We start from the raw sequence: 19069 nt of genomic DNA on the forward strand, positions 1-19069 counted from the left end.
GGCGGCCGGGACACAGGCCGTGTGCCCCCTCGGCTGCCCGTGTACCCGCCTTGCGCCCATTTCGCTCCGGGTCGGCGTCACCCCGTGGGTGGAGCATCTTCAAACACAACATCTCGATACAGACATGCCTGTCATCCCAGCCGGCTCACGGTGCGTGTGAAAGCCACCCCGGAGCCCGCGCAGCCCATCCCATACGCAACATCCAGGTATCGGCGTAAGAAGACAAATCCCAGAAAACATCTTGTTGACAAGCATTGAAGCATCCGGATACTCCAGCCCCATCCAGAACATGAATTTGAGAATCATCATCAAATTCACAAGCGAATGAAATCGCGACACATCCGTGCGCGGCGCGTCCGGAGGCTCCGCCTCCAGACAGCGGGCGGATGCCGTTGCCTGTCTGCTCCAAAGCCAACGCTGCTCCAGGGTGCCCCTCGTCTCCCGTGACGGGTCGGCACGTGCGGTGACAACCCAAAGACTCTCATCCTCCTCCCAGACCGGGTGGGCTGACGCGGTTTTGCGCGCGCCAGGAACCCATCCCCATACACCAGCAGCGCTCCGCTGATTCATCCCCACCGTGGCGACACCGTCCGCCCCGCATGGCCGGAGTGTATCCAGACATCCATGTCTGGCCATGGCGAGCCAGACCACGACCGCGGTGTGCCGCGGCTTTTCCAAGACGTGATTCCAGCCCCTCCCCCACCCGGCGCATGTCCATGCGCTGGCGGCAATACGCATCATCCAAACCAAGACTGGAGACAGTAAAACCATGCAGACAGAGACTGAGCAGGGAACGCGAGGAGCAGACATGCCTCCTCGCTGGCCGCGGCGCCCGTCGTCGGTGCTGGCGGGGTCCCGAGAGGGCCTGGCCGCGGTGACGGCGGCCCTGACGGGCGCAGTGGGCAGCGCGCTGGCCGTCGCGCGGTGGCCCTCGGGCCCCTTGCGCGCCGGGACTCCGGAGGACGTGCTCGCCGCCGCCCGGGCGGCGCTGGGCGGGGACGGCATTCCCGAGGAAGGCATGGGCGTGGAGGCGGCCCTGTCCCGGCTGGGGCGGGTGCTGGTGGAGTACGGGCTGCACCTGTCGCACCCGCACGCGGTGGCGCACCTGCAACCGCCCCCGCTGGCGGTCGCGGTGGCCGCCGACGCGCTGGCCAGCGCGAGCAACGCGTCGCTGGACACCTATGACTCCGGGCCCTCCGCCATCGCCATCGAGCGCTGGCTGATCCAGGGCCTCCTGGAGCTGGCCGGGCTCTCGGCTCGGGCGGACGGGGTGCTCACCCCGGGCGGCTCCATGTCCAACCTGATGGGCCTGATGCTGGCCCGGGACGCGGCGGCGCTGCGCCGGGGCATCGACACGCGCCGGCAGGGCGTGGCCGCGCTCCCGGGCCCGGTGGTGCTGTGCTCGGAGCTGGCGCACTTCTCCGTGCACCGGGCCTGCGCGGCCCTGGGGCTGGGCGAGAACGCCGTGCGGCCGGTGCCCACGGACTCGCGCCGGTGCATCCGCCCGGACGCGCTGGCGGCCCTCCTCCGGGAGCTGCCGCCGGAGCACACCCCGCTGGCCATCGTGGCCACGGCGGGCACCACGGACTTCGGCAGCGTGGATCCGCTGCATGCCATCGCGGACATCGCCGCCGAGCACGGCGTCTGGCTGCACGTGGACGCGGCCTACGGCTTCGGCGCGCTGTTCTCCGAGCGGCTCAAGGGCCGGCTGGACGGCGTCTCGCGGGCGGACTCCATCACCCTGGACCTGCACAAGCTGGGCTGGCAGCCCGCCGCCACCAGCGTGCTGCTGGTCTCCGACGCCAGCGCCTTCGCCGCGCTGGACCGGCAGGTCGCCTACCTCAACCCGGAGGACGACTCGGAGGCGGGCTATGACGGCCTGCTGGGCCGCAGCCTCCAGACGACGCGCCGGCCGGACGCGGTGAAGGTCGCCGCCACGCTGCTGGCGCACGGGCGCCGGGGCCTGGGCGACATGGTGGACACCTGCCACGACCTGGCCCGCCACGCCGAGCAGCGCATCCTGGCGGAGCCGGAGCTGGAGCTGGTGGCCCCCGCCGAGCTGACCACCGTCGTCTTCCGCTACCGCGTCCCCGAAGCCCCTTCCCGCGAGGACGAAATCAACGGCGCCCTGCGCCGCCGCCTCCTGGAGACCGGGGCCGCGCTCATCGGCCGCACCGCCGTCCGCCTGGACGGGCCGGGCTCACCGGAGCGTGTCTGCCTGAAGTTCACCCTCCTCAACCCCACCACCACGCCCGAGGACATCGACGCCCTCGTGCACACCGTCCTCGAAGCCGGCCGCGCCCTGTCGCCGCGCTTCCAGAAGGGGGCCGCATGAGCACCGCCCTTGCCCTGACGCCCTCCCCCGCCGTGGATCCGCTGGAGCACGCGGACGCGCGCCTGTCCGCGGAGCACGCCCACCTGGAGGCGCTGCTGCGCTGCTGGCTCCTGGAGACCCATACCCCCGTGCACCCGGGGCCGCTGCGCGTGTCCCTGCCCGGGTCGGGGCTCGCGCTCACCACCGAGGTGACCCACTGCTCCCCGAGCGGCTGGCACCGCTTCGGGCCGGTGTCCCTGGAAGGACCGGGCGGCGCGACACGGGCGGACCCCGTGCTCGCCGTGGCGCTGGTGGCGCACGAGGCCGCGCTGCGCGGTGGCGCCGCCCGCCGGGGTGGCGTCCCCGCGGGCCAGGTCGCGGACCTGGTGGAGCGCACGGCCGAGTCCGTGCGCCGGGTGACGGACTTCGTGGGCCACCGCCGCGCCCGGCCCCAGCCGCCGGCCGGAGTGGACGGCTTCCTGGACGCGGAGCAGGCGCTGCTGCTGGGCCACCTGCACCACCCGGCCCCCAAGAGCCGGGACGGGCTGTCCTCCACGGACAGCGCGGACTTCTCCCCGGAGCTCCGGGGCTCGTTCCGGCTGCACTGGTTCGCCGCGGATCCATCCGTGGTGTCCCACGACGCGGTGGCGGGCGCGCCGTCGCTGTCGGGGCGGGACATGGTGGCGCTGATGGCGGACCTGGCGGAGCGGCCCCGGAACGACGGCCGCGTGCTGGTGCCCGCCCACCCGTGGCAGGCCCGGGACGTGCTCCGCCGGCCGCGCATCGCGGCGCTCATTGAAGCGGGCCTGCTGACGCCGCTGGGCGAGCTGGGGCCGCGCTGGTGGGCCACGTCGAGCGTGCGCACCGTCTACCGCCCGGACATGCCGGTGATGCTGAAGCTGTCGCTGGGCCTGCGGCTGACCAACTCCCGCCGGGAGTCCACCCGCACGGAGCTGCGCCGCGGCCTGGAGATCCACCGGCTGCTGGACGCGGGCTACGCGAGCGCCACCACCGCCGCGCACCCGTCCTTCTCCATCGTGAAGGACCCGTCCTGGCTGGCGGTGGACGAGCCGTCGCGGCCCGGAGGGCCGGAGGTGACGGGCCTGGACGTGGCGGTGCGCGAGGTGCCGTCGCGCGTCGCGGACCTGCGCTGCCTCGTGGGCCTGGTGGCGCCGCGCCCGGGCCTGGGGCGCAGCATGCTGGGCACGCTGGTGGCCGCGCTGGGCCCGGGCGCCGCGGAAGCGTGGGTGGCCGACTACACGGACCACGTGCTGGTCCCCATGCTGCACCTGTACGCGTCCACCGGCATCGGACTGGAGGCGCACCAGCAGAACACGCTGGTCCAGTTGGATGCCCGGGGCCACGTCGTGGGCTCCGCGTTCCGCGACAACCAGGGCTACTACCTGGCCTCGTCCCACCTGCCCCGGCTGCTCGGGCTGCTGGGCGTGGAGGCCTCCACGCTGGCCGTGGTGGACGACGCCCTCGTCGACGAGCGGCTCTCCTACTACCTCCTGCGCAACCAGGCCCTCGCGGTCGTGGGCTGCCTGGGCTCCGAAGGGCTGGGCGACGAGCGCCGGCTGCTCGGGGTGATGGCGGGCCGGCTGCGTGAGGCCCTGCCGTCGCTGGCCGCCGCGGGCCCCACGGGGGACCGGCTGGCGCGCCGGTGGCTGGAGGCGGACATCCTCCCCACCAAGAGCAACCTGCTCACCCGGCTGCACGGTATCGACGAGGTGCTCGCGCCGCTGGACGCGCAGTCCGTCTACCTCGACGCGCCCAACCCCCTGCGCGAGGCCCGGCGATGAGCGCGCTCGCACAGGCCCTGACGCCGGACGCGGACGTGCCCGCGCCCCCGCTGCCCCAGCTCCCCGCCCCGTGGCTGCTCAGGCCCGCGAGCGTCTCCGAGGACCTGGAGCGCCTGGTGCGGTGGATGCACGCGCCGCACGTGGCCGAGTTCTGGAAGCAGGCCTGGCCGGAGGACCGCTGGCGCGCGGAGCTGGAGCGGCAGCTGGCGGGAACGCATTCGCTGCCGTGCATGCTCGAACGGGACGGCGTTCCGCTCGCGTACCTGGAAATCTACCGCGTGGTGCGCGACCGGCTGGCCGGGCACTACGCGCAGCGGCCCCACGACCTGGGGGTCCACGTGGCCATTGGCGAATTGGGCGGCACCGGGCGCGGCCTGGGCCGCTCGCTGTTGCACGCGGTGGCGGAGGGGCTGCTCGCCGCGGACCCCGCCTGCACCCGGGTGGTGGCCGAACCGGACTCACGCAACGCGCCCTCGCTGCGCGCCTTCTCCGCCGCCGGCTTCCGGGCCGTTGGCGCCATCTCCCTGCCGGACAAGGCGGCGACGTTGTTCGTCTACCCCCGCTCCGAGAAAGACCTTCCATGAATCCCCTGACCGCTGAAACCGCTTCCGAACACGACGTGGTGGCCATTGGCTGTGGCCCCTTCAACCTGGGCCTGGCGGCGCTCGCCTCGCGCGTGGAGGGCCTGGACCTGGTGGTGCTGGAGGCCCAGCCGGGCCTGCACTGGCACCCGGGACTGATGTTCGACGAGGCCCTGCTCCAGCTCAGCTTCCTGGCGGACCTGGTCAGCCTCATCGACCCCACGCACCCGCTGTCGTTCCTCGCGTACCTGGGTGAGAAGGACCGGCTCTACCCGTTCTACATCCGCGAGCGCTTCCACCCGACGCGGCGCGAATACGAGGACTACCTGCGCTGGGCCGTGACGAAGCTGCCGTCCGTGCGCTTCTCGCACCGCGTGGAGTCCATGGACTGGGACGCCGGGCGCCAGCGCTTCGTGCTGCACGTGCGGCGCGGGGAGGGCGAGCGCGTGACGATGCTGGCGCGCGACGTCGTCATCGGCATCGGCACGGAGCCGGCACTGCCCCGCGCGCTGGCGTCGCTGCCGGAGGGCCGCGTGGTGCATACCGGCCACTACCTGCACCGTCAGCGGGACGTGGAGGCCGCGCGCCGGGTGACGGTGGTGGGCTCCGGGCAGTCCGGCGCGGAGGTGGCCCTGCACCTGCTCCAGCGCAACCTGGCGGGCGGCGCCGCGGTGAGCTGGCTCACGCGCACGGTGTCCTTCGCGCCGCTGGACTACACCAAGCTGACGCTGGAGATGACCACGCCGGCCTACGTCCGGTACTTCCACGCGCTGCCCCAGCCCACCAAGGACCGGCTCGTCGCCGAGCAGTGGCGGCACTACAAGGGCATCTCCACGGAGACCCTGGAGCAGCTGCACGACGTGCTGTACCGGCGGGAGCTGGAGCAGGGCCTGGCTCCGGTGGAGCTGCGCTCCAGCGTGGCGGTGGAGGACGCGTCCGTGAGCCCCGCCGGGGACGTGGTGCTCCAGTGCCGGCACCTGGACACCGGCGAGACGTTCGAGCACACGACGGCGCTGGTCGTCGCGGCCACCGGCTACAAGCAGCGCTCGCCCGGGTTCCTCGAGCCCATGGAGCGGCAGCTGCGCTGGGACGACCAGGGCCGCTACCGCGTCCGCCTGGACTACTCCGTGGAGCTCGCTCCCGAAATCCAGGGCCGCGTCTTCGTCACCCACGCCGACCTGCACAGCCACGGCGTGGCCGCGCCGGACCTGGGCATCTCCGCGTTCCGCAACGCCACCATCCTCAACACCCTGCTGGGGCGCGAAATCTTCCGGCTGCCGCGGCGCACGGCCTTCTCCAGATTCGGCGTCCCGGAGCGCTCCGGAGACGAGGCCCACTCCGTGGACAGGCCCCAGGTGCCGCACGCGCACCCGGTGGTGCTGGGCGAGCCGCCCCGGCCGGTCGGCCCGCGCCTGTCGGAGGCTTCATGAGCACGCGCTCGCAGCAAGCCCTGGCCCCGGAGACGGAGTCGGCCGCGCGCGCCAGCGCGGAGGCCCGCCGCGCCGCGCGGTGGACGTTCGCGCTGGTGAGCGCGGGGGGCGTGGTGATGACGCTGGACGTGACGGTGGTCAACGTCGCGCTGGCGGCCATCGCCGCGGACTTGAAGGCCGGGCTGAACCAGGTGCAGTGGACGGTGTCCGCGTATTCGCTCGCGTTCGGCGCGCTGCTGCTCACCGCGGGCGCGCTGTCCGACCGCGTGGGCCGGCGGAGCGTCTTCGTCGCAGGCACCGCCCTGTTCACCGTCGCCTCCGTGCTGTGCGGCCTGGCCCCCGACGCGGGCACGCTGGTGGCCGCCCGCGTCGCCCAGGGCCTGGGCGGCTCCATGATGTTCGCGCCCGCGCTGGCGCTGCTCGCCGCCGTGTACGAGGGCGCGGAGCGTCAGCGCGCCATCGCCACGTACGCGGCCATCGCCTCCGCCGCGGGCGCGCTCGGGCCCGTGGTGGGCGGCGTGCTGGTGGAGCTGGTGGGCTGGCGGTGGATCTTCCTGGTCAACGTCCCCATCGGCCTCTGGGTGGTGGCGGGCGCGCTGACCCGGATGCCCGCGCTCACGCCGAAGGACACCCACCGCAGCCTGGACCTGCTGGGGGCGCTGCTCGCCATCGGCGTGCTGCTGTCCCTGCACTACCCCCTGATGATGGGGCCGGACGCCGGCTGGGGCTCCGCGCACGTGTGGGTGCCGGCGTGCGCGGGCGGGGTGTTCCTGGTGGCGCTCATCGCCAGCCAGCGCCGCCCCGGCGCCATGCTGGACCTGGAGCTGCTGCGCATCCCGGAGCTGTCGGGCGCGGCGGTGCTCGGGTTCCTGGCGCGCATGTCCAGCCTGGGCGTGCTCGTCTTCACCACGCTGTGGTTGCAGCGCGCGGCGGACGGTTCGCCCCTGGTGGTGGGCCTGCGGCTGCTGCCGCTGACGGGCAGCCTGCTCGTCGTGGGCATGTTCATGGCGCGCATCCAGGCGCGCTTCAAGGCGTCCACGCTGGTGGCCAGCGGCTTCGTCTTCCAGGGCGCGGGGCTGGCCTTCCTGGCGCTGGGAGCCGCCCAGGCCTCGCCGTGGGTGAACTTCCTGGGGCTCATCCTGATGGGCACCGGTGGCGCCGTCCTCTTCCCGCCGCTGATGGGCGTGGCGGTGAGCGTGGTGCCCCCGGAGCGCGCGGGCATGGCCTCTGGACTGACCAACGCCTGCTACCCCCTGGGCACCGCCACGGGGGTGGCCGTCTTCGGCGCCGTGTTCTCGTCGCGGCTCGGCGCGGCGCTGTCCCAGGCGTCGCTGCCGGCCGACGTGGCCCGGCACACGCGCACGGCGGTGGAGACCGGGCAGTTCAGCGCCGTGGAGTCGTCCCTGTTGCCGCTGGCCACCTCGGCCTTCGGCGCCGCGTACCTGGCCGTGTGCCTGTCCGCCGCCGCGGTGTGCCTGGGCGGCGCCGTCATCGCCCTTGCCGTCCTCTCCCGCTCCGCGCCCCGGGCCTCGCGCCCGGCCGTCGGAGCCCCCTCCCTTTCCTTGAAGGAGTCCCCGTGAACCCCCGTAACGAAACCACGAACCTCGAGTCCCCCGTCGCCCCCGCGCACCTAGCGGCGGCCTCCAACGCGGCGGTCCCCGGCGCGTCCACCGGGACCGGTGAACACCCGGTGCCCGCCCTGTCCGACGTGAGCCCCGCCGACTGGCGCGAGGCCAGCCGGCGGCTGCTGGCCAAGGCCCTGGGCGAATGGAGCTTCGAGGAGATGCTCAAGCCCATCGAGGACGGCGGCGAGGGCCGCTACCGCGTGGACCTGGGCAGCGGCACGTCCTACCAGTTCCGCGCACGGCCGGGCGCCTTCGGCTGGATGAAGGTGGACCCCGCGTCCATCACCCGCAGCGCCACCGGCATGCTGGGCAACAGCATCGCGGAGCCCGCCTGGGACGCGCTCCAGTTCCTCGCGGACGCCGCGTCCACGCTGAACACCGACGCGTCCACGCTGGCCACCTACTTCAACGAGCTGTCCTCCACGCTGGCGGTGGACGCGGCCCGCCTCACGCACGGCGGCCACACCGCCGCCCAGATGCGCGGGCTGGGCCACACCGAGCTGGAGTGCCACATGACGGGGCACAACTGGCTGGTGGCGAACAAGGGCCGCGTGGGCTTCTCCGCGTCCGACGTGCGCCGCTACGCCCCGGAGGCGCGCCAACCGGTGCGGCTGCGGTGGGTGGCGGTGCACCGGGGGCTGGCGGAGTTCCGCGGCACGTCGGAGCTGTCCGAGCAGGCCATCCTGGAGCGCGAGCTGGACGCGGCGACGCGCGCCCGCTTCACCCGCGTCCTCACCTCGCTGGACCTCAAGCCGGACGCCTTCGTGTGGATGCCCGTGCACCCGTGGCAGTGGGAGCACGCGGTGCAGGTGCTGCACGCGGCGGACGTGGCGCAGCGGCGCATCGTGCCCCTGGGCGAGAGCCCGGACGAGTACCTGCCCGGCCAGTCCATCCGCACCATGGCCAACATCACCACGCCGGGCCGCTATGACGTGAAGCTGCCGCTGCGCATCCTCAACACGCTGGTGTGGCGCGGCATCCCCCCGCACTGCACGCTGGGCGCGCCCGTCGTCACGCAGTGGCTCAAGTGCCTTCTGGACAGCGACCCCTTCCTCACGGACACCTGCCGCACGGTGTTCCTGGGCGAGGTGGCCTCCGTGACGGTGCGCCACCCGTACCTCTCCAAGGTGGCGGAGGTGCCCTACCAGCACCTGGAGACGCTGGGCTGCATCTGGCGCGAGCCCGTCGCCGCGAGGCAGGACGCCTCCGAGCGCGTGCGCACCTTCGCGTCGCTCTTGCACGTGGACAACCAGGGCACGGCGTTCGTCGCGGAGCTGGTGCGCGCGTCGGGCCTGGGCGCGGAAGCGTGGCTGCAGCAGCTGTTCGACACGCTGCTCATCCCCATCATGCACGTGCTGTATCGCTACGGCATCACCTTCAACCCGCACGGGCAGAACACGCTCTTGGGCTTCGACGGCGACGACGTGCCCCGCCGGCTGTACCTGAAGGACTTCGTGGACGACGTGTGCGTGTCCTTCACGGACGTGCCGGAGCGCGGCCCGGAGCCGGACGGCCATGACCACGTGCTGCCGCGCAAGCACCCGTCGGTCATCCGCCAGCACGTGGTGGATCAGATCTTCGTGGGCCATTTCCGCTACCTGGCGCCGCTGTGCGAGGAGCAGCTGGGCGTGCCGGAGCAGGCCTTCTGGCGCCAGGTGCGCAGGACCATCCTGGCCTTCCACCAGAAGAACCCGGAGCTGCGCGAGCGCTTCGCCGAGTACGACCTGCTGGTGCCGCGCATCCCGCGCTACGCGCTCAACCGGGACCGCATCGTCGTCACCCGCTACACCGACCGGGCCCTGCGCCACGCGCTGTACCCGAACGGGACGCTGCCCAACCCGCTCGCACAGGACTGACGCCGCGCGGGGGAGCGGGCCGCTTCCTCAGAAGTCCGCCGTCAGCTTGACGGACAGGAAGCGGCCCGGCCGCTGCACGCCGAAGAAGTCGTAGGCCTTCGCGTTCGTGAGGTTGAGCACCTCCAGCGTCCCGCCCAGGCGGGGGGAGCCCTCGCGCACGTAGGAGAGCGCCAGGGAGTGGACGAGCTGCGCGTCCACCTCCTGCTTGTACTGGCGCAGGCCCTGGCTCTCCCAGCCCCGGAAGAACCCGTGCACGTAGCGCGAGGTGAAGCCCAGGGACGCGACGTCGGTGGGCTTGAACAGCGCGCGCCGCTGGAGCCGCGCCGACGCGTTGGCGAAGAGCCACGGGCGGTTGGGGATGCGGTCGCCGTCGAAGGCCGCGAAGGCGCCCGCGCCGCCCGCGTTGCGGAAGTCCTGCCAGGTCGCGTTGGCGTCCAGCGACAGCCAGTCCCCCGGCACCGTCCACCCCGCGGACGCCTCCACGCCCAGCGAGCGCGCCGCGTAGACGTTCTCGTAGCTGAGGGTGGTGTCGTTGCCCAACAGAACGATGAGCTGATCCGCGAAGCGGGCGAAGCCGCCCACGCTGCCGCGGAAGTGGCCCAGCCCGGTGCCCAGGTCCTCCAGCGCCAGCTCCAGGTTCGCGTTGTGGCTGGCCTCGGGCCGCAGCGCCAGGTTCGCGGCCACCAGGACGCCGTCACCGAACAGCTCGTCCGGGCCGGGCAGGCGCGTGGTGTATTCGTAGGACGCCTTGGCCAGCAGCCCGTGCGGCAGGAACAGCCGCAGGCCGTCGCCCACGCCCAACCGTTCGCTGGCCTGGTCGCGGCGCAAGACGTCGCCGGCGGCGAGCACCTCCTCCGACGCGGAGCGCATCACGTAGCCCTTCACGAAGGCCACGTTCTTGAGCAGCCCGTCCGCCAGCATGGCCTCGTGCTCCAGGCCGCCCACCAGCGTGAGCAGGTTCCTGCGCGCGTCGAGCGGATCCCTCTGCCCGGTGTCCTGCTTGAGCCGGTCCTGCCCCTGGCGGCTCACGAAGGTGGGCGCCAGCGTGAAGCGCAGGCGCTGTGACTCCGACAGCTCGTAGCCCGCGTGAAGACGCGCCAGGGCGCTGTGCTGCCAGAGCGTCTGGTCCGTGGGCGTGGCGCCCAGCTCGCCCGGCTGGCGGCGCTCGGTGACCGGGGTGCCGTACCAGTCGTAGACGAACAGCGACGTGTCGCGGAAGTCGGTGTCCCGGCGGCTGTAGCCGCCCACGGCCTCCAGCCGCAGCCTCCCGGACAACAGCCCGCCCCGGGCCCAGGTGGCCAGCGCGCCATAGCTTGATTCGGAGGAGAGCGCCTCTCCGTAGGGCACCGTCATCACCACGTTGTGCTGGAGCTCCTTGCGGTAGCGCGACCCGAACGCGCGCAGCGACAGGCGCTCCGCGAAGGGCTTGTCGACGACGCCCAGCTCCAGCCCGGCGCCTCCCGCGGCGAAGCCGTCGTGGAAGCGCGGCACGCGGGCCGGCTGGAGCCGCCCCCGGTCGTCCGGCACCTCCACGTCCACCGCGTAGTCGTTGCGCGCGAAGTCCCCGAAGGCGTGGCCGCGCAGGAACACGCCGCTCGGCCCCAGCCGGTACTGGCCGGAGACGGAGCCCCGGTACGTGTCGAACGAGCCCGCCTGCAGCGACGCGGACAGGCCGTCCTTCTCATTGCCGTCCGACGAGACGAGGTTCACCGCGCCGCCCAGCGCGTCCGCGCCGAAGCGCACGGGCACCACGCCCCGGTACACCTCCACGCGCTTGAGCAGGTTGACCGGCACGTTGGCGATGCCCAGCCCGAAGCCCGCGAGCTCCAGCGGAACGCCGTCCAGGAAGAAGCGGACCTGCTCCCCCGTGAAGCCGTTGAGCGAGAAGCGGGCGTTGGACCCCAGGCCGCCGGTGCGCTGCACGCTGACGCCGCTGTTGCGGCTGAGCACCTCGCCCAGGTCCGCCGTCTGCTGCTTCGCGGCCTCCAGCTCCACCACGCGGACCGACTCCGCGGACAGGGCACGCTCCTCCGACTTGCTCAGCTCCCGGCCCGTCACGCCGATGGTGGTCCCCATGTCGAGGGCCACCTCCAGCCGGGCCTCCACCTCCGTCCGCTGCCCCGCCGACACCTGGACGCGCCATGCACGCGGCTCGCAGCCGGGGACGTAGACGTGCAGCTCGTAGTCGCCGGGGCTCAGCCCCTTCACCTGGAAGCGGCGGCGCGCGTCCATCCCCGGCGCCCGGGTGTTCCCATCCGGCTCCAGCAGGAGCAGCTCCGCCTTCCCCAGGTCCCCGTCCGCGCACGCGGTCAGCTGGCCCGAAAGCTCGCCCACGCCCGGCGCGGGCACCACCGCGTCCTGCGCCAGCGCGGGCACCGACAGGCACAGGGCCAGCGCCCCCAGGGCCCGCTTCCAGCCCACGCGCGAGCGCGAGCGGGGGAGACACACGGGCGAGGCGGAACGGCCGGAGAGGATGGACATGGTGCGAGGAGCGAGCCGCGAGACACGCGGGGAGCAGGACCTGGAGGACATTCAGCGCCCTTCGTGCGCCGGAACACCCAGCGGTGCGACCCGGGCCCCACCCGGGTCGTGGGGGGCGATGCGCCCGATGGCCCAGGCGGAGAGGAGGAACGCGGCGCCCAGGGCCGCGAGCCCCAGGTCCACGAAGAACACGAAAGGCGAACCCGCGGGGTCGAAGACGCGCCGCAGGTGGCGCCACGCATCCAGCCAGGGCAGCACCACCAGGACTCCGCCGGACAGGCCCAGCAGCCACCGCGCCCAGCCCCGGGCGCGGGGATACACGAGCCCGCCGAGCACGCTGGCGCACCAGGCCCCGAAGAAGATGCGGTGCTCCCATTCCACCCGGTGGGGCAGCGCGTCCGGCAGCAGCTGGTTCGCCAGGAAGACCGCCGCGAGCGCGAACGCCGCGCCCCCACAGCCGCCCGCCGTCAGCCGCGCGAGCGCCACGTCCACCCGGCGCATGGAGCGCGCCCGCCGCTCCAGCCACACCAGGTTGCCGGTCACGACGCACAGCGCGCTGAAGAGCCCCAGGAGCGCGTATGCGAGCCGCAGCCCCATGCCCGAATAGAGGCCGGAGTGCAGCACGTAGGCCCCCTCCAGCAGCTTCGCGGACGCGCTCGGCCCACCGGCCCGCCGCACGTGCAAGAGCTGCCCGTCGCCCGCCACCCGCACGGTGGTGAACTCGGCGAGCCCGTCGCGCGCGGAGCCCCGGACGTCCGCGTAGGCGGACGCGTCCCCCAGGTTGCGCAGGCTGAAGCGGTAGTGGCGCACGTCCGGCAGCGCCTCGCGGGCCCGGGCCAGGATGGCGGCCACCCGGGGCGCGGGCGCGGCCTGTCCGGAGGGCTTCGCGCCGCGCGGATAGCCCAGCGTCTGGAGCCCCGCGTCCACGTCGCCCTGGAACGCCGTGCGCACCACCACCGGCTGAAGCACCGCGGCGTTCAAGCAGATGATGGCCGCCGTCCAGGCCATCATCGCCTGGAAGGGCGTCCCCACGCTCCCGAGCACCTTGTGCAGGTCACCCCACACCGTGCGCAGCGCCTCGCGCGGACGGAAGCGGACCAGCTCCCGGCGCAGCCGTCCCAACTGGATGATCAGCCCCGTGCCCACCACCAGCAGCAGCACCACCGCCACCAGGCCGGCCAGGGCCATGCCCCCAGGCAGCGGATAGAGGAAGTGCGCGAGGAACAGGAAGTAGCCCAGGTCGCTGCGCTCCGGCACCTCCTCGCCGGTGGCCGGCTCCACCCAGACGGCCTGCTTCTCGCCGCCCGCGGCCCGCCACTCCAGCCGCATCCACGGCGCGTACGGCGCGGGCAGGTCCACGTCCAGCGTGGCGGGCCCGTCCCTGCCCACGCGCGCGTCCAGCCACGCCTGGAGCGTGGCCAACACTCGCGACTCGTCGGCGGCGACGGGCGCGCGCAGGCGCGGCTCCTGCCAGGGCACCAGCTCATGGCGGAACAACGACGCGACCCCGAGCAGGAACATGCCCACCAGCAGGACCGACGCCACCGCGCCCGCCCACGCATGCGCCTCCCACAGCAGGCGATACGTGTCGGAGCGCAGCTTCACGGCAGCGCCCTCCACAGCAGCAGCAGGGACACGCAGCAGGTCAGCGCGACCCCCGCCCACGCACGGGCCTCCGAGCGGGCCAGCAGCGCCGCGCATGGGGCCGCGGCCATCAGCGGCGCGACCGCGACGCACGCCACCAGGTAACGCAGGTCCGGGGACACGGGCACCACGGCGGACAGGGCGAGCGAGGCCAGCAGCGCCGCCAACGGCGCACCCACCGCCGCCGCCAGCACCCAGCGCCACCCCGGGCGGGCCCGCGTCCCCGCCAGGGTCACGACACCCGCTCCAGCATCCCCAGCACCAGACCGACCGGGAGCAGCAACCCCATCACCCACACCGGCTTGCGCGCCAGCGGCGTCAAGATGGCGAGCAGCGAGCCCGCGGCCATGACGTACGCCATGGCCGCGCCCACCGCCGCGCCCGCGGAGACGCTTCCCCGGAGCGACGCGGCGAGCCCGCCCAGCAGCAACGCCAGTCCCGCCCCGTTCAGGAACCAGGGCGCGCGCGGGAAGTCCTGCCACCGTCCGGTGTGCCGGCACCACCACGCACCATAGAGACACACCACGCCGAGCCACAGCAGCGAGGGAGCCAGGATGTCCATGCAGCGCACCTCATGGGGCAGAGGCGCCGCGCGGCGCCCGGCGGAAGGCTCGAACTAACGGATGCGGGCGATGTCCAGCGCGAAGCCCGGGAAGGTCAATCGGGGCTGCGGAGTGCCGCCCGACAGGTCCACCATCGACGACGTGGAGTAGTCCGCCGCGCTCTGGGTGATGAGCAACTGGGAGCCCGCCACGAAGGTGAAGCCGCTGTAGGCGCCCAGCTCGCCCGGGGCCCGCACCGGCTCCTTCAACGTGGCCAGCGGCATCCGGTACCAGCTCCACCCCTTGCTGTACCAGTCCGCGTAGGTGGTGCCCGGCGCCGTCGGGGTGACGCTCGTGTCCGCCACCTGGATCCACGCGGTGCCGTCCTCGGTCAACGCGATGACGGCGCCCACCTTGCCCGCGCCCAGCGCGGGGGCCACGCTGCCCACGAAGTCCGCGTCGAACGTCTTCTGCCCCGGCGAGATGCGCAGGAAGCAGTCCTGCTGGCCGAACTCGCCGGTGCCCTTGACCGCGTAGCCCAGGCCGTTCACCACGCCGCTGAAGAAATAGAGCGAGTCTCCCTGGCGCCCCACCTTCAACAGGTCGCGGCAGCGCTCGTCGCGCGTCCAGGTCATCTCGTCCGTCGCCGTGTCCACGCGCACCAGCACGGAGCCCGGCAGCGCCCCGTCATAGGTGGACGTGGACCAGCCCAGCGCGAAGAACGCCTCGCCGTCGCGGCCAATCCACTGGCTCAGCGCCGTGACGTACCCCTGCCGGATGAACTCCGCCGGCAACTGCAGGGTCTTCACGATGGACATCTCCGCCGGGTTCCAGACGATGACCAGGCCCTGCGCGTCATCCTTGTAATAGGCCTTCGTCTCGCTGACGAAGTGCACCGCCTGCGCGCCCATCCGCTTCACGCCCAGGTTCTGGAAGGAGATGCTCTGCCCCGCCACCAGCGTGCCGTCGCGCACCTCGTAGCGGGTGATGGTGGGGGCCTCTCCCGCGCCAATGGCGAAGAAGCCCACGCCCTTCGCCGCATAGAGCCGCGGGCGCCCCGGCAGCTCCAGCGACTTTGTGTAGTCCAGCGTCCTGGAACCCTCCAGGGAGTCCACCAGGGTGAAGTAGTTCGTCCGGCTGCCGTTCGTCTCCACCGCGGAGTGGACCAGGTACAGCTCGCCATCCTGCGGTCCCGGGTTCTCCTCCACCGGCTTCGGATCGTCCCCACACGCGCCCAGCACCAGGGCGGCACACGCCAGGAGTCCCCGCGCGACACTGCCCATGCCAGCCCTCGGCGCTCCCAGCATCACGTGCTCCTCGGACGAACGGGGTTCGTCGACTCCTGAAATTGACACTCAGTTTCAAAATTATCGGCGAGGCCCGGGGAGTAGCTCGCCCGGCCGTCCCCTGTCAATTCTTCGCGCCGACATGCGCGGGCGTGGGGCGTTGGCGAACCATCATTCGTCCGGCCAGCTGCTTGCCCTTGAGGCAACCCCTCGTGGCTTCGAGTATTTTCCGTGGCGCTCGTGCCCGAGACGTCGAACAGTCTCCACGCGCCCCGGTGAGATGGTTCACCGAAATTGCAGTGGCTAAAGACACCGGGATTTCGTTATGCACCGACCCAGCGTCACCGCCCCGCCGGTGCGATTCTCAGGGGGAGCCGTAACCCTCTGGAATCAGGGCGGTTGATGTACTGGCACGGTGGCTGCAAATACCCGTAGCAACCCACAACCTCTGGGGTGGACCACGGTGGCCCGCCCCCCATCCCCAAGGAGTCGAATCCCATGCTGACCGTTGGCGACAAGCTTCCGAACTTCAAGCTGAAGGGCACCGTGAGCCTGGAGAAGAACAAGGAATTCCAGGACATCTCCAACGACACGTACAAGGGCAAGTGGACGGTCCTGTTCGCGTGGCCGAAGGACTTCACGTTCATCTGCCCGACGGAGATCGCGGAGTTCGGCAAGCACAACAAGGACTTCCAGGACCGCGACGCGCAGGTGCTGGGCCTGTCCACCGACAGCGAGTTCGTGCACCACGCGTGGCGCACGCACCACCCGGACCTGAAGAACCTGCCCTTCCCCATGCTGGCGGACATCAAGCGCGAGCTGTCCAGCGCGCTGGGCATCCTGCACAAGGAGGAGGGCGTGGCCCTGCGCGCCACGTTCATCGCGGACCCCGAGGGCATCATCCGCCACGTGTCCGTGAACGACCTGTCCGTGGGCCGCAACGTCAAGGAGACCGTCCGCACGCTGGACGCGCTCCAGACCGACGAGCTGTGCCCGTGCAACTGGCAGAAGGGTGAGGAGACGCTCACCTCCAAGCTGCAGAAGGCGGGGTAAGCACCCATGGCTTCGCTCGAAGTCGTCCGCAGCGAACTCGCGGACGCCCACAAGGACACCCGCCTCAACCTCTCCGCGGTCCTGGAGAGCACGACCCTCACCCCCGAGCAGCGCTGGGGGACGGCCGTGGCATGCGCCTTCGCCGCCCGGAACGAGCGGCTGAAGGAGGCCATGCTCAACGAGGCGAAGCAGGCACTGGGCGACAAGGCCACGCCGGTCATCGAGGACGCGCGTGCTGCGGCCTCGCTGATGGCGATGAACAACGTCTTCTACCGGTTCCGTCACATGATCGGGAAGGAGTCGTACGCGACCAAGCGGGCCGGGCTGCGGATGAACCGGCTGGCCCAGGTGCTGACCAACAAGGTGGACTTCGAGCTGGTCTGCCTCGCGGTCAGCGCCATCAACGGCTGCGAGATGTGCATCCAGTCGCATGAGAAGGTCGTGCTGGAAGGCGGCCTGAGCGAGGACCACGTGCACGATGCGGTCCGCATCGCGAGCGTCATCCACGCGGCGGCGGTTGGACTGGAGTCCTAGTCCCCTCGTCGTTATCTCCGAGCTGTGACTGGCGCCCTCCGGTGGAAGACACCGGGGGGCGCTGTCTTTTCTCTTCGACGTCCCACCCCTCACCCGAAAGGAACGTGTTCGTCATGGCCCTCTACAAGAGCCCGAGTCCCCTCTCCGAGCAGGCCCGCACCGCCATCGCCGCCACCCTCAACGAGCGGCTCGCGGATGGGTTGGACCTGCACTCGCAGATCAAGGTCGCCCACTGGAACATCAAGGGCCCGCAGTTCGCCGCGCTGCACCCGCTGTTCGAAACGTTCGCGGTGAGCCTGGCCAACCACAACGACTCCATCGCGGAGCGCGCGGTGACGCTGGGCGGCCGCGCGTACGGCACCAGCCGCCACGTGGGCAAGAGCAGCCACCTGCCGGAGTATCCGCAGGAGACCTCGCGCGACCTGGAGCACGTGAAGCTGCTGGCCGAGCGCATCGAGGTGTACCTCAACGGCCTGCGTGAGAGCCGCACGGCGGTGGAGGGCCACAAGGACACGGACACGGTGGACCTCTTCACGGGCATCATCACCGAGTTCGAGAAGCACGCCTGGTTCCTCCGGGCCTCCCTCGAAGGCTAGGGGCTGCGCCGAAGCAGGGGGCGCGCTAGCGTGCTGTCCGTGAGCGACAGCGTCCCCCTGCATGCGTTTCGCACCGTGCCCCGCACGGGCGTCATCTTCGTCACCGCCGAGGCCACGCGCCGCGGCTACCGTCCCGGCGACCCGGACTGGTGCAACCTGGGCCAGGGTCAGCCGGAGACGGGGGATTTGCCCGGTGCCCCGTCGCGCGTGCACTCGGTGACGGTGGACATGGCGGACCAGGAGTACGCCCCCGTCGCGGGCCTCTGGGAGGTGCGGGAGGCCATCGCGGCGCTCTACAACCGGCTCTACCGCAAGGGGATGCCGTCCCAGTACAAGGCGGAGAACGTCTGCCTGTCCGGCGGCGGCCGCGCGGCCCTCACCCGCGCCGCGGCGAGCCTGGGCCAGGTGAACCTGGGCCACTTCCTGCCGGACTACACCGCGTACGAAGAGCTGCTGGACGTCTTCAAGGCGTTCACCGCCATCCCCATCCTGCTGGAGGGCGAGCGCGGCTACGCCTTCACGCACGACGACCTGCGCCGGGAGATTCAGGGGCGCGGGCTGTCCGCGCTGCTCTTCTCCAACCCGTGCAACCCCACCGGCAAGCTGGTGCAGGGCGAGGAGCTGGCGCGGTGGGTGGGCGTGGCGCGCGAGCTGGAGTGCTCGCTGCTCATCGACGAGTTCTATTCGCACTACATCTGGACGGGCCGCCCGGGCGTGCTGCCGGTGGAGAGCGCCGCCCGGTACGTGGAGGACGTGAACCGCGACCCGGTGGTTCTCTTCGACGGGCTCACCAAGAACTGGCGCTACCCGGGCTGGCGCATGACGTGGACGGTGGGGCCCAAGCAGGTCATCGACACGGTCTCCAGCGCGGGCAGCTTCCTGGACGGCGGCGGCAGCCGGCCCCTGCAGCGCGCGGCGATTCCGCTGCTCCAGGAGGACACGGTGGTGGCGGAGACACGCGCCATCCACCACACGTTCCGGGAGAAGCGGGACAGGTTCCACTCCCGGCTGGAGCGGCTGGGCATCCGCACGGACCGCGCGCCGGACGGGACGTTCTACGTCTGGGGCAACCTGTCCGGGCTGCCCGCGCCGCTCAACGACGGCATGGCCTTCTTCCGCGCCGCGCTGGAGCACCAGGTCATCACCGTGCCCGGTGAGTTCTTCGACGTGAACCCCGGCAAGCGCCGCGCGCGGGCCTCGCGCTTCCGCAACTACGTGCGCCTGTCCTTCGGCCCGTCGTGGGAGACGCTGGACAAGGCGCTCCAGCGGCTGGAGGCGCTCGTGCTCCAGCACACGCCCGGCGCCCTGCCGTGAAGCGCGACGCC

The 19069-nt window shown here is 72.1% G+C and carries 15 protein-coding genes; 10 read left to right on the plus strand and 5 right to left on the minus strand.

The annotated features are described in order from the left end of the window. The first annotated feature begins 808 nt into the window (after nt 1-808). From D7Y21_RS06215 to D7Y21_RS06240, 6 genes are read left to right on the plus strand one after another with little or no spacing between them, the layout of a single operon-like run. On the plus strand, nt 809-2335 hold the full coding sequence (locus D7Y21_RS06215) for an aspartate aminotransferase family protein (protein ID WP_121711889.1): 1527 nt from the start codon (nt 809-811) through the stop codon (nt 2333-2335). Beyond that, entirely contained in the window at nt 2332-4116 is a 1785-nt protein-coding gene (locus tag D7Y21_RS06220; protein WP_120567336.1) for an IucA/IucC family siderophore biosynthesis protein, read from the plus strand. The genes D7Y21_RS06215 and D7Y21_RS06220 overlap by 4 nt, the downstream gene beginning before the upstream one ends. Continuing rightward, nucleotides 4113-4700 carry a GNAT family N-acetyltransferase gene (locus tag D7Y21_RS06225; RefSeq protein ID WP_120567335.1) on the plus strand — a complete coding sequence of 196 codons (588 nt, stop codon included), beginning with the start codon at nt 4113-4115 and terminating at the stop codon, nt 4698-4700. Before D7Y21_RS06220 ends, D7Y21_RS06225 begins: the two co-directional genes overlap by 4 nt. Next, a complete protein-coding gene (locus D7Y21_RS06230; protein WP_121711891.1) occupies nt 4697-6127 on the plus strand; it encodes a lysine N(6)-hydroxylase/L-ornithine N(5)-oxygenase family protein in 1431 nt (476 codons plus the stop codon). Before D7Y21_RS06225 ends, D7Y21_RS06230 begins: the two co-directional genes overlap by 4 nt. Further along, nucleotides 6124-7707, plus strand: a complete 1584-nt coding sequence (locus tag D7Y21_RS06235) for an MFS transporter (RefSeq protein WP_121711893.1) — start codon at nt 6124-6126, stop codon at nt 7705-7707. The genes D7Y21_RS06230 and D7Y21_RS06235 overlap by 4 nt, the downstream gene beginning before the upstream one ends. After that, complete coding sequence (locus D7Y21_RS06240) at nt 7704-9608, plus strand: IucA/IucC family siderophore biosynthesis protein (protein ID WP_199735371.1); 1905 nt, start codon at nt 7704-7706, stop codon at nt 9606-9608. The genes D7Y21_RS06235 and D7Y21_RS06240 overlap by 4 nt, the downstream gene beginning before the upstream one ends. A gap of 27 nt (nt 9609-9635) precedes the next feature. Here D7Y21_RS06240 and mxcH read toward each other — a convergent pair whose 3' ends face one another. The 5 genes from mxcH to D7Y21_RS06265 are packed head-to-tail and all read right to left on the minus strand — an operon-like array spanning nt 9636 to nt 15558. Beyond that, on the minus strand, nt 9636-12140 hold the full coding sequence (gene mxcH, locus D7Y21_RS06245) for a TonB-dependent siderophore myxochelin receptor MxcH (protein WP_233612000.1): 2505 nt from the start codon (nt 12138-12140) through the stop codon (nt 9636-9638). Further along, the gene (locus tag D7Y21_RS06250) at nt 12141-13694 is read right to left on the minus strand and encodes a PepSY domain-containing protein (RefSeq protein ID WP_121711894.1); all 1554 of its coding nucleotides are present in this window, start codon (nt 13692-13694) and stop codon (nt 12141-12143) included. It abuts the gene before it with no gap. After that, the gene (locus D7Y21_RS06255) at nt 13691-13969 is read right to left on the minus strand and encodes a hypothetical protein (RefSeq protein WP_233612001.1); all 279 of its coding nucleotides are present in this window, start codon (nt 13967-13969) and stop codon (nt 13691-13693) included. Before D7Y21_RS06255 ends, D7Y21_RS06250 begins: the two co-directional genes overlap by 4 nt. Continuing rightward, complete coding sequence (locus D7Y21_RS06260; protein WP_120567331.1) at nt 13966-14295, minus strand: hypothetical protein; 330 nt, start codon at nt 14293-14295, stop codon at nt 13966-13968. The genes D7Y21_RS06255 and D7Y21_RS06260 overlap by 4 nt, the downstream gene beginning before the upstream one ends. 54 nt (nt 14296-14349) lie before the next feature. After that, complete coding sequence (locus D7Y21_RS06265) at nt 14350-15558, minus strand: MxcI (protein ID WP_233612002.1); 1209 nt, start codon at nt 15556-15558, stop codon at nt 14350-14352. A gap of 501 nt (nt 15559-16059) precedes the next feature. Here D7Y21_RS06265 and D7Y21_RS06270 point away from each other — a divergent pair. The 4 genes from D7Y21_RS06270 (at nt 16060) to D7Y21_RS06285 (ending at nt 19058) form a co-directional block, all read left to right on the plus strand. Beyond that, nucleotides 16060-16614 (plus strand): peroxiredoxin, encoded by a 555-nt coding sequence (locus D7Y21_RS06270; protein WP_014394422.1) that lies wholly within the window; start codon nt 16060-16062, stop codon nt 16612-16614. Nucleotides 16615-16620: 6 nt separating this feature from the next. Further along, a complete protein-coding gene (locus D7Y21_RS06275; RefSeq protein WP_120550488.1) occupies nt 16621-17148 on the plus strand; it encodes a carboxymuconolactone decarboxylase family protein in 528 nt (175 codons plus the stop codon). Nucleotides 17149-17261: 113 nt separating this feature from the next. Next, entirely contained in the window at nt 17262-17744 is a 483-nt protein-coding gene (dps, locus tag D7Y21_RS06280; RefSeq protein ID WP_121711898.1) for a DNA starvation/stationary phase protection protein Dps, read from the plus strand. Between the two features lie 39 nt (nt 17745-17783). Beyond that, nucleotides 17784-19058, plus strand: a complete 1275-nt coding sequence (locus tag D7Y21_RS06285) for a pyridoxal phosphate-dependent aminotransferase (protein ID WP_121711928.1) — start codon at nt 17784-17786, stop codon at nt 19056-19058. Nucleotides 19059-19069: the final 11 nt, after the last annotated feature.

The sequence above is a fragment of the Corallococcus sp. AB045 genome, from assembly GCF_003668895.1.
Taxonomy (GTDB): Bacteria; Myxococcota; Myxococcia; order Myxococcales; family Myxococcaceae; genus Corallococcus; species Corallococcus coralloides.

Bases quoted from the DNA above. Each gene is read 5' to 3' on its own strand.
- D7Y21_RS06215 (WP_121711889.1), top strand. From the start codon at position 809: ATGCCTCCTCGCTGGCCGCGGCGCCCGTCGTCGGTGCTGGCGGGGTCC.
- D7Y21_RS06220 (WP_120567336.1), top strand. From the start codon at position 2,332: ATGAGCACCGCCCTTGCCCTGACGCCCTCCCCCGCCGTGGATCCGCTG.
- D7Y21_RS06225 (WP_120567335.1), top strand. From the start codon at position 4,113: ATGAGCGCGCTCGCACAGGCCCTGACGCCGGACGCGGACGTGCCCGCG.
- D7Y21_RS06230 (WP_121711891.1), top strand. From the start codon at position 4,697: ATGAATCCCCTGACCGCTGAAACCGCTTCCGAACACGACGTGGTGGCC.
- D7Y21_RS06235 (WP_121711893.1), top strand. From the start codon at position 6,124: ATGAGCACGCGCTCGCAGCAAGCCCTGGCCCCGGAGACGGAGTCGGCC.
- mxcH (WP_233612000.1), bottom strand. From the start codon at position 12,140: ATGTCCTCCAGGTCCTGCTCCCCGCGTGTCTCGCGGCTCGCTCCTCGC.
- D7Y21_RS06260 (WP_120567331.1), bottom strand. From the start codon at position 14,295: ATGGACATCCTGGCTCCCTCGCTGCTGTGGCTCGGCGTGGTGTGTCTC.
- D7Y21_RS06265 (WP_233612002.1), bottom strand. From the start codon at position 15,558: ATGGGCAGTGTCGCGCGGGGACTCCTGGCGTGTGCCGCCCTGGTGCTG.
- D7Y21_RS06270 (WP_014394422.1), top strand. From the start codon at position 16,060: ATGCTGACCGTTGGCGACAAGCTTCCGAACTTCAAGCTGAAGGGCACC.
- D7Y21_RS06275 (WP_120550488.1), top strand. From the start codon at position 16,621: ATGGCTTCGCTCGAAGTCGTCCGCAGCGAACTCGCGGACGCCCACAAG.
- dps (WP_121711898.1), top strand. From the start codon at position 17,262: ATGGCCCTCTACAAGAGCCCGAGTCCCCTCTCCGAGCAGGCCCGCACC.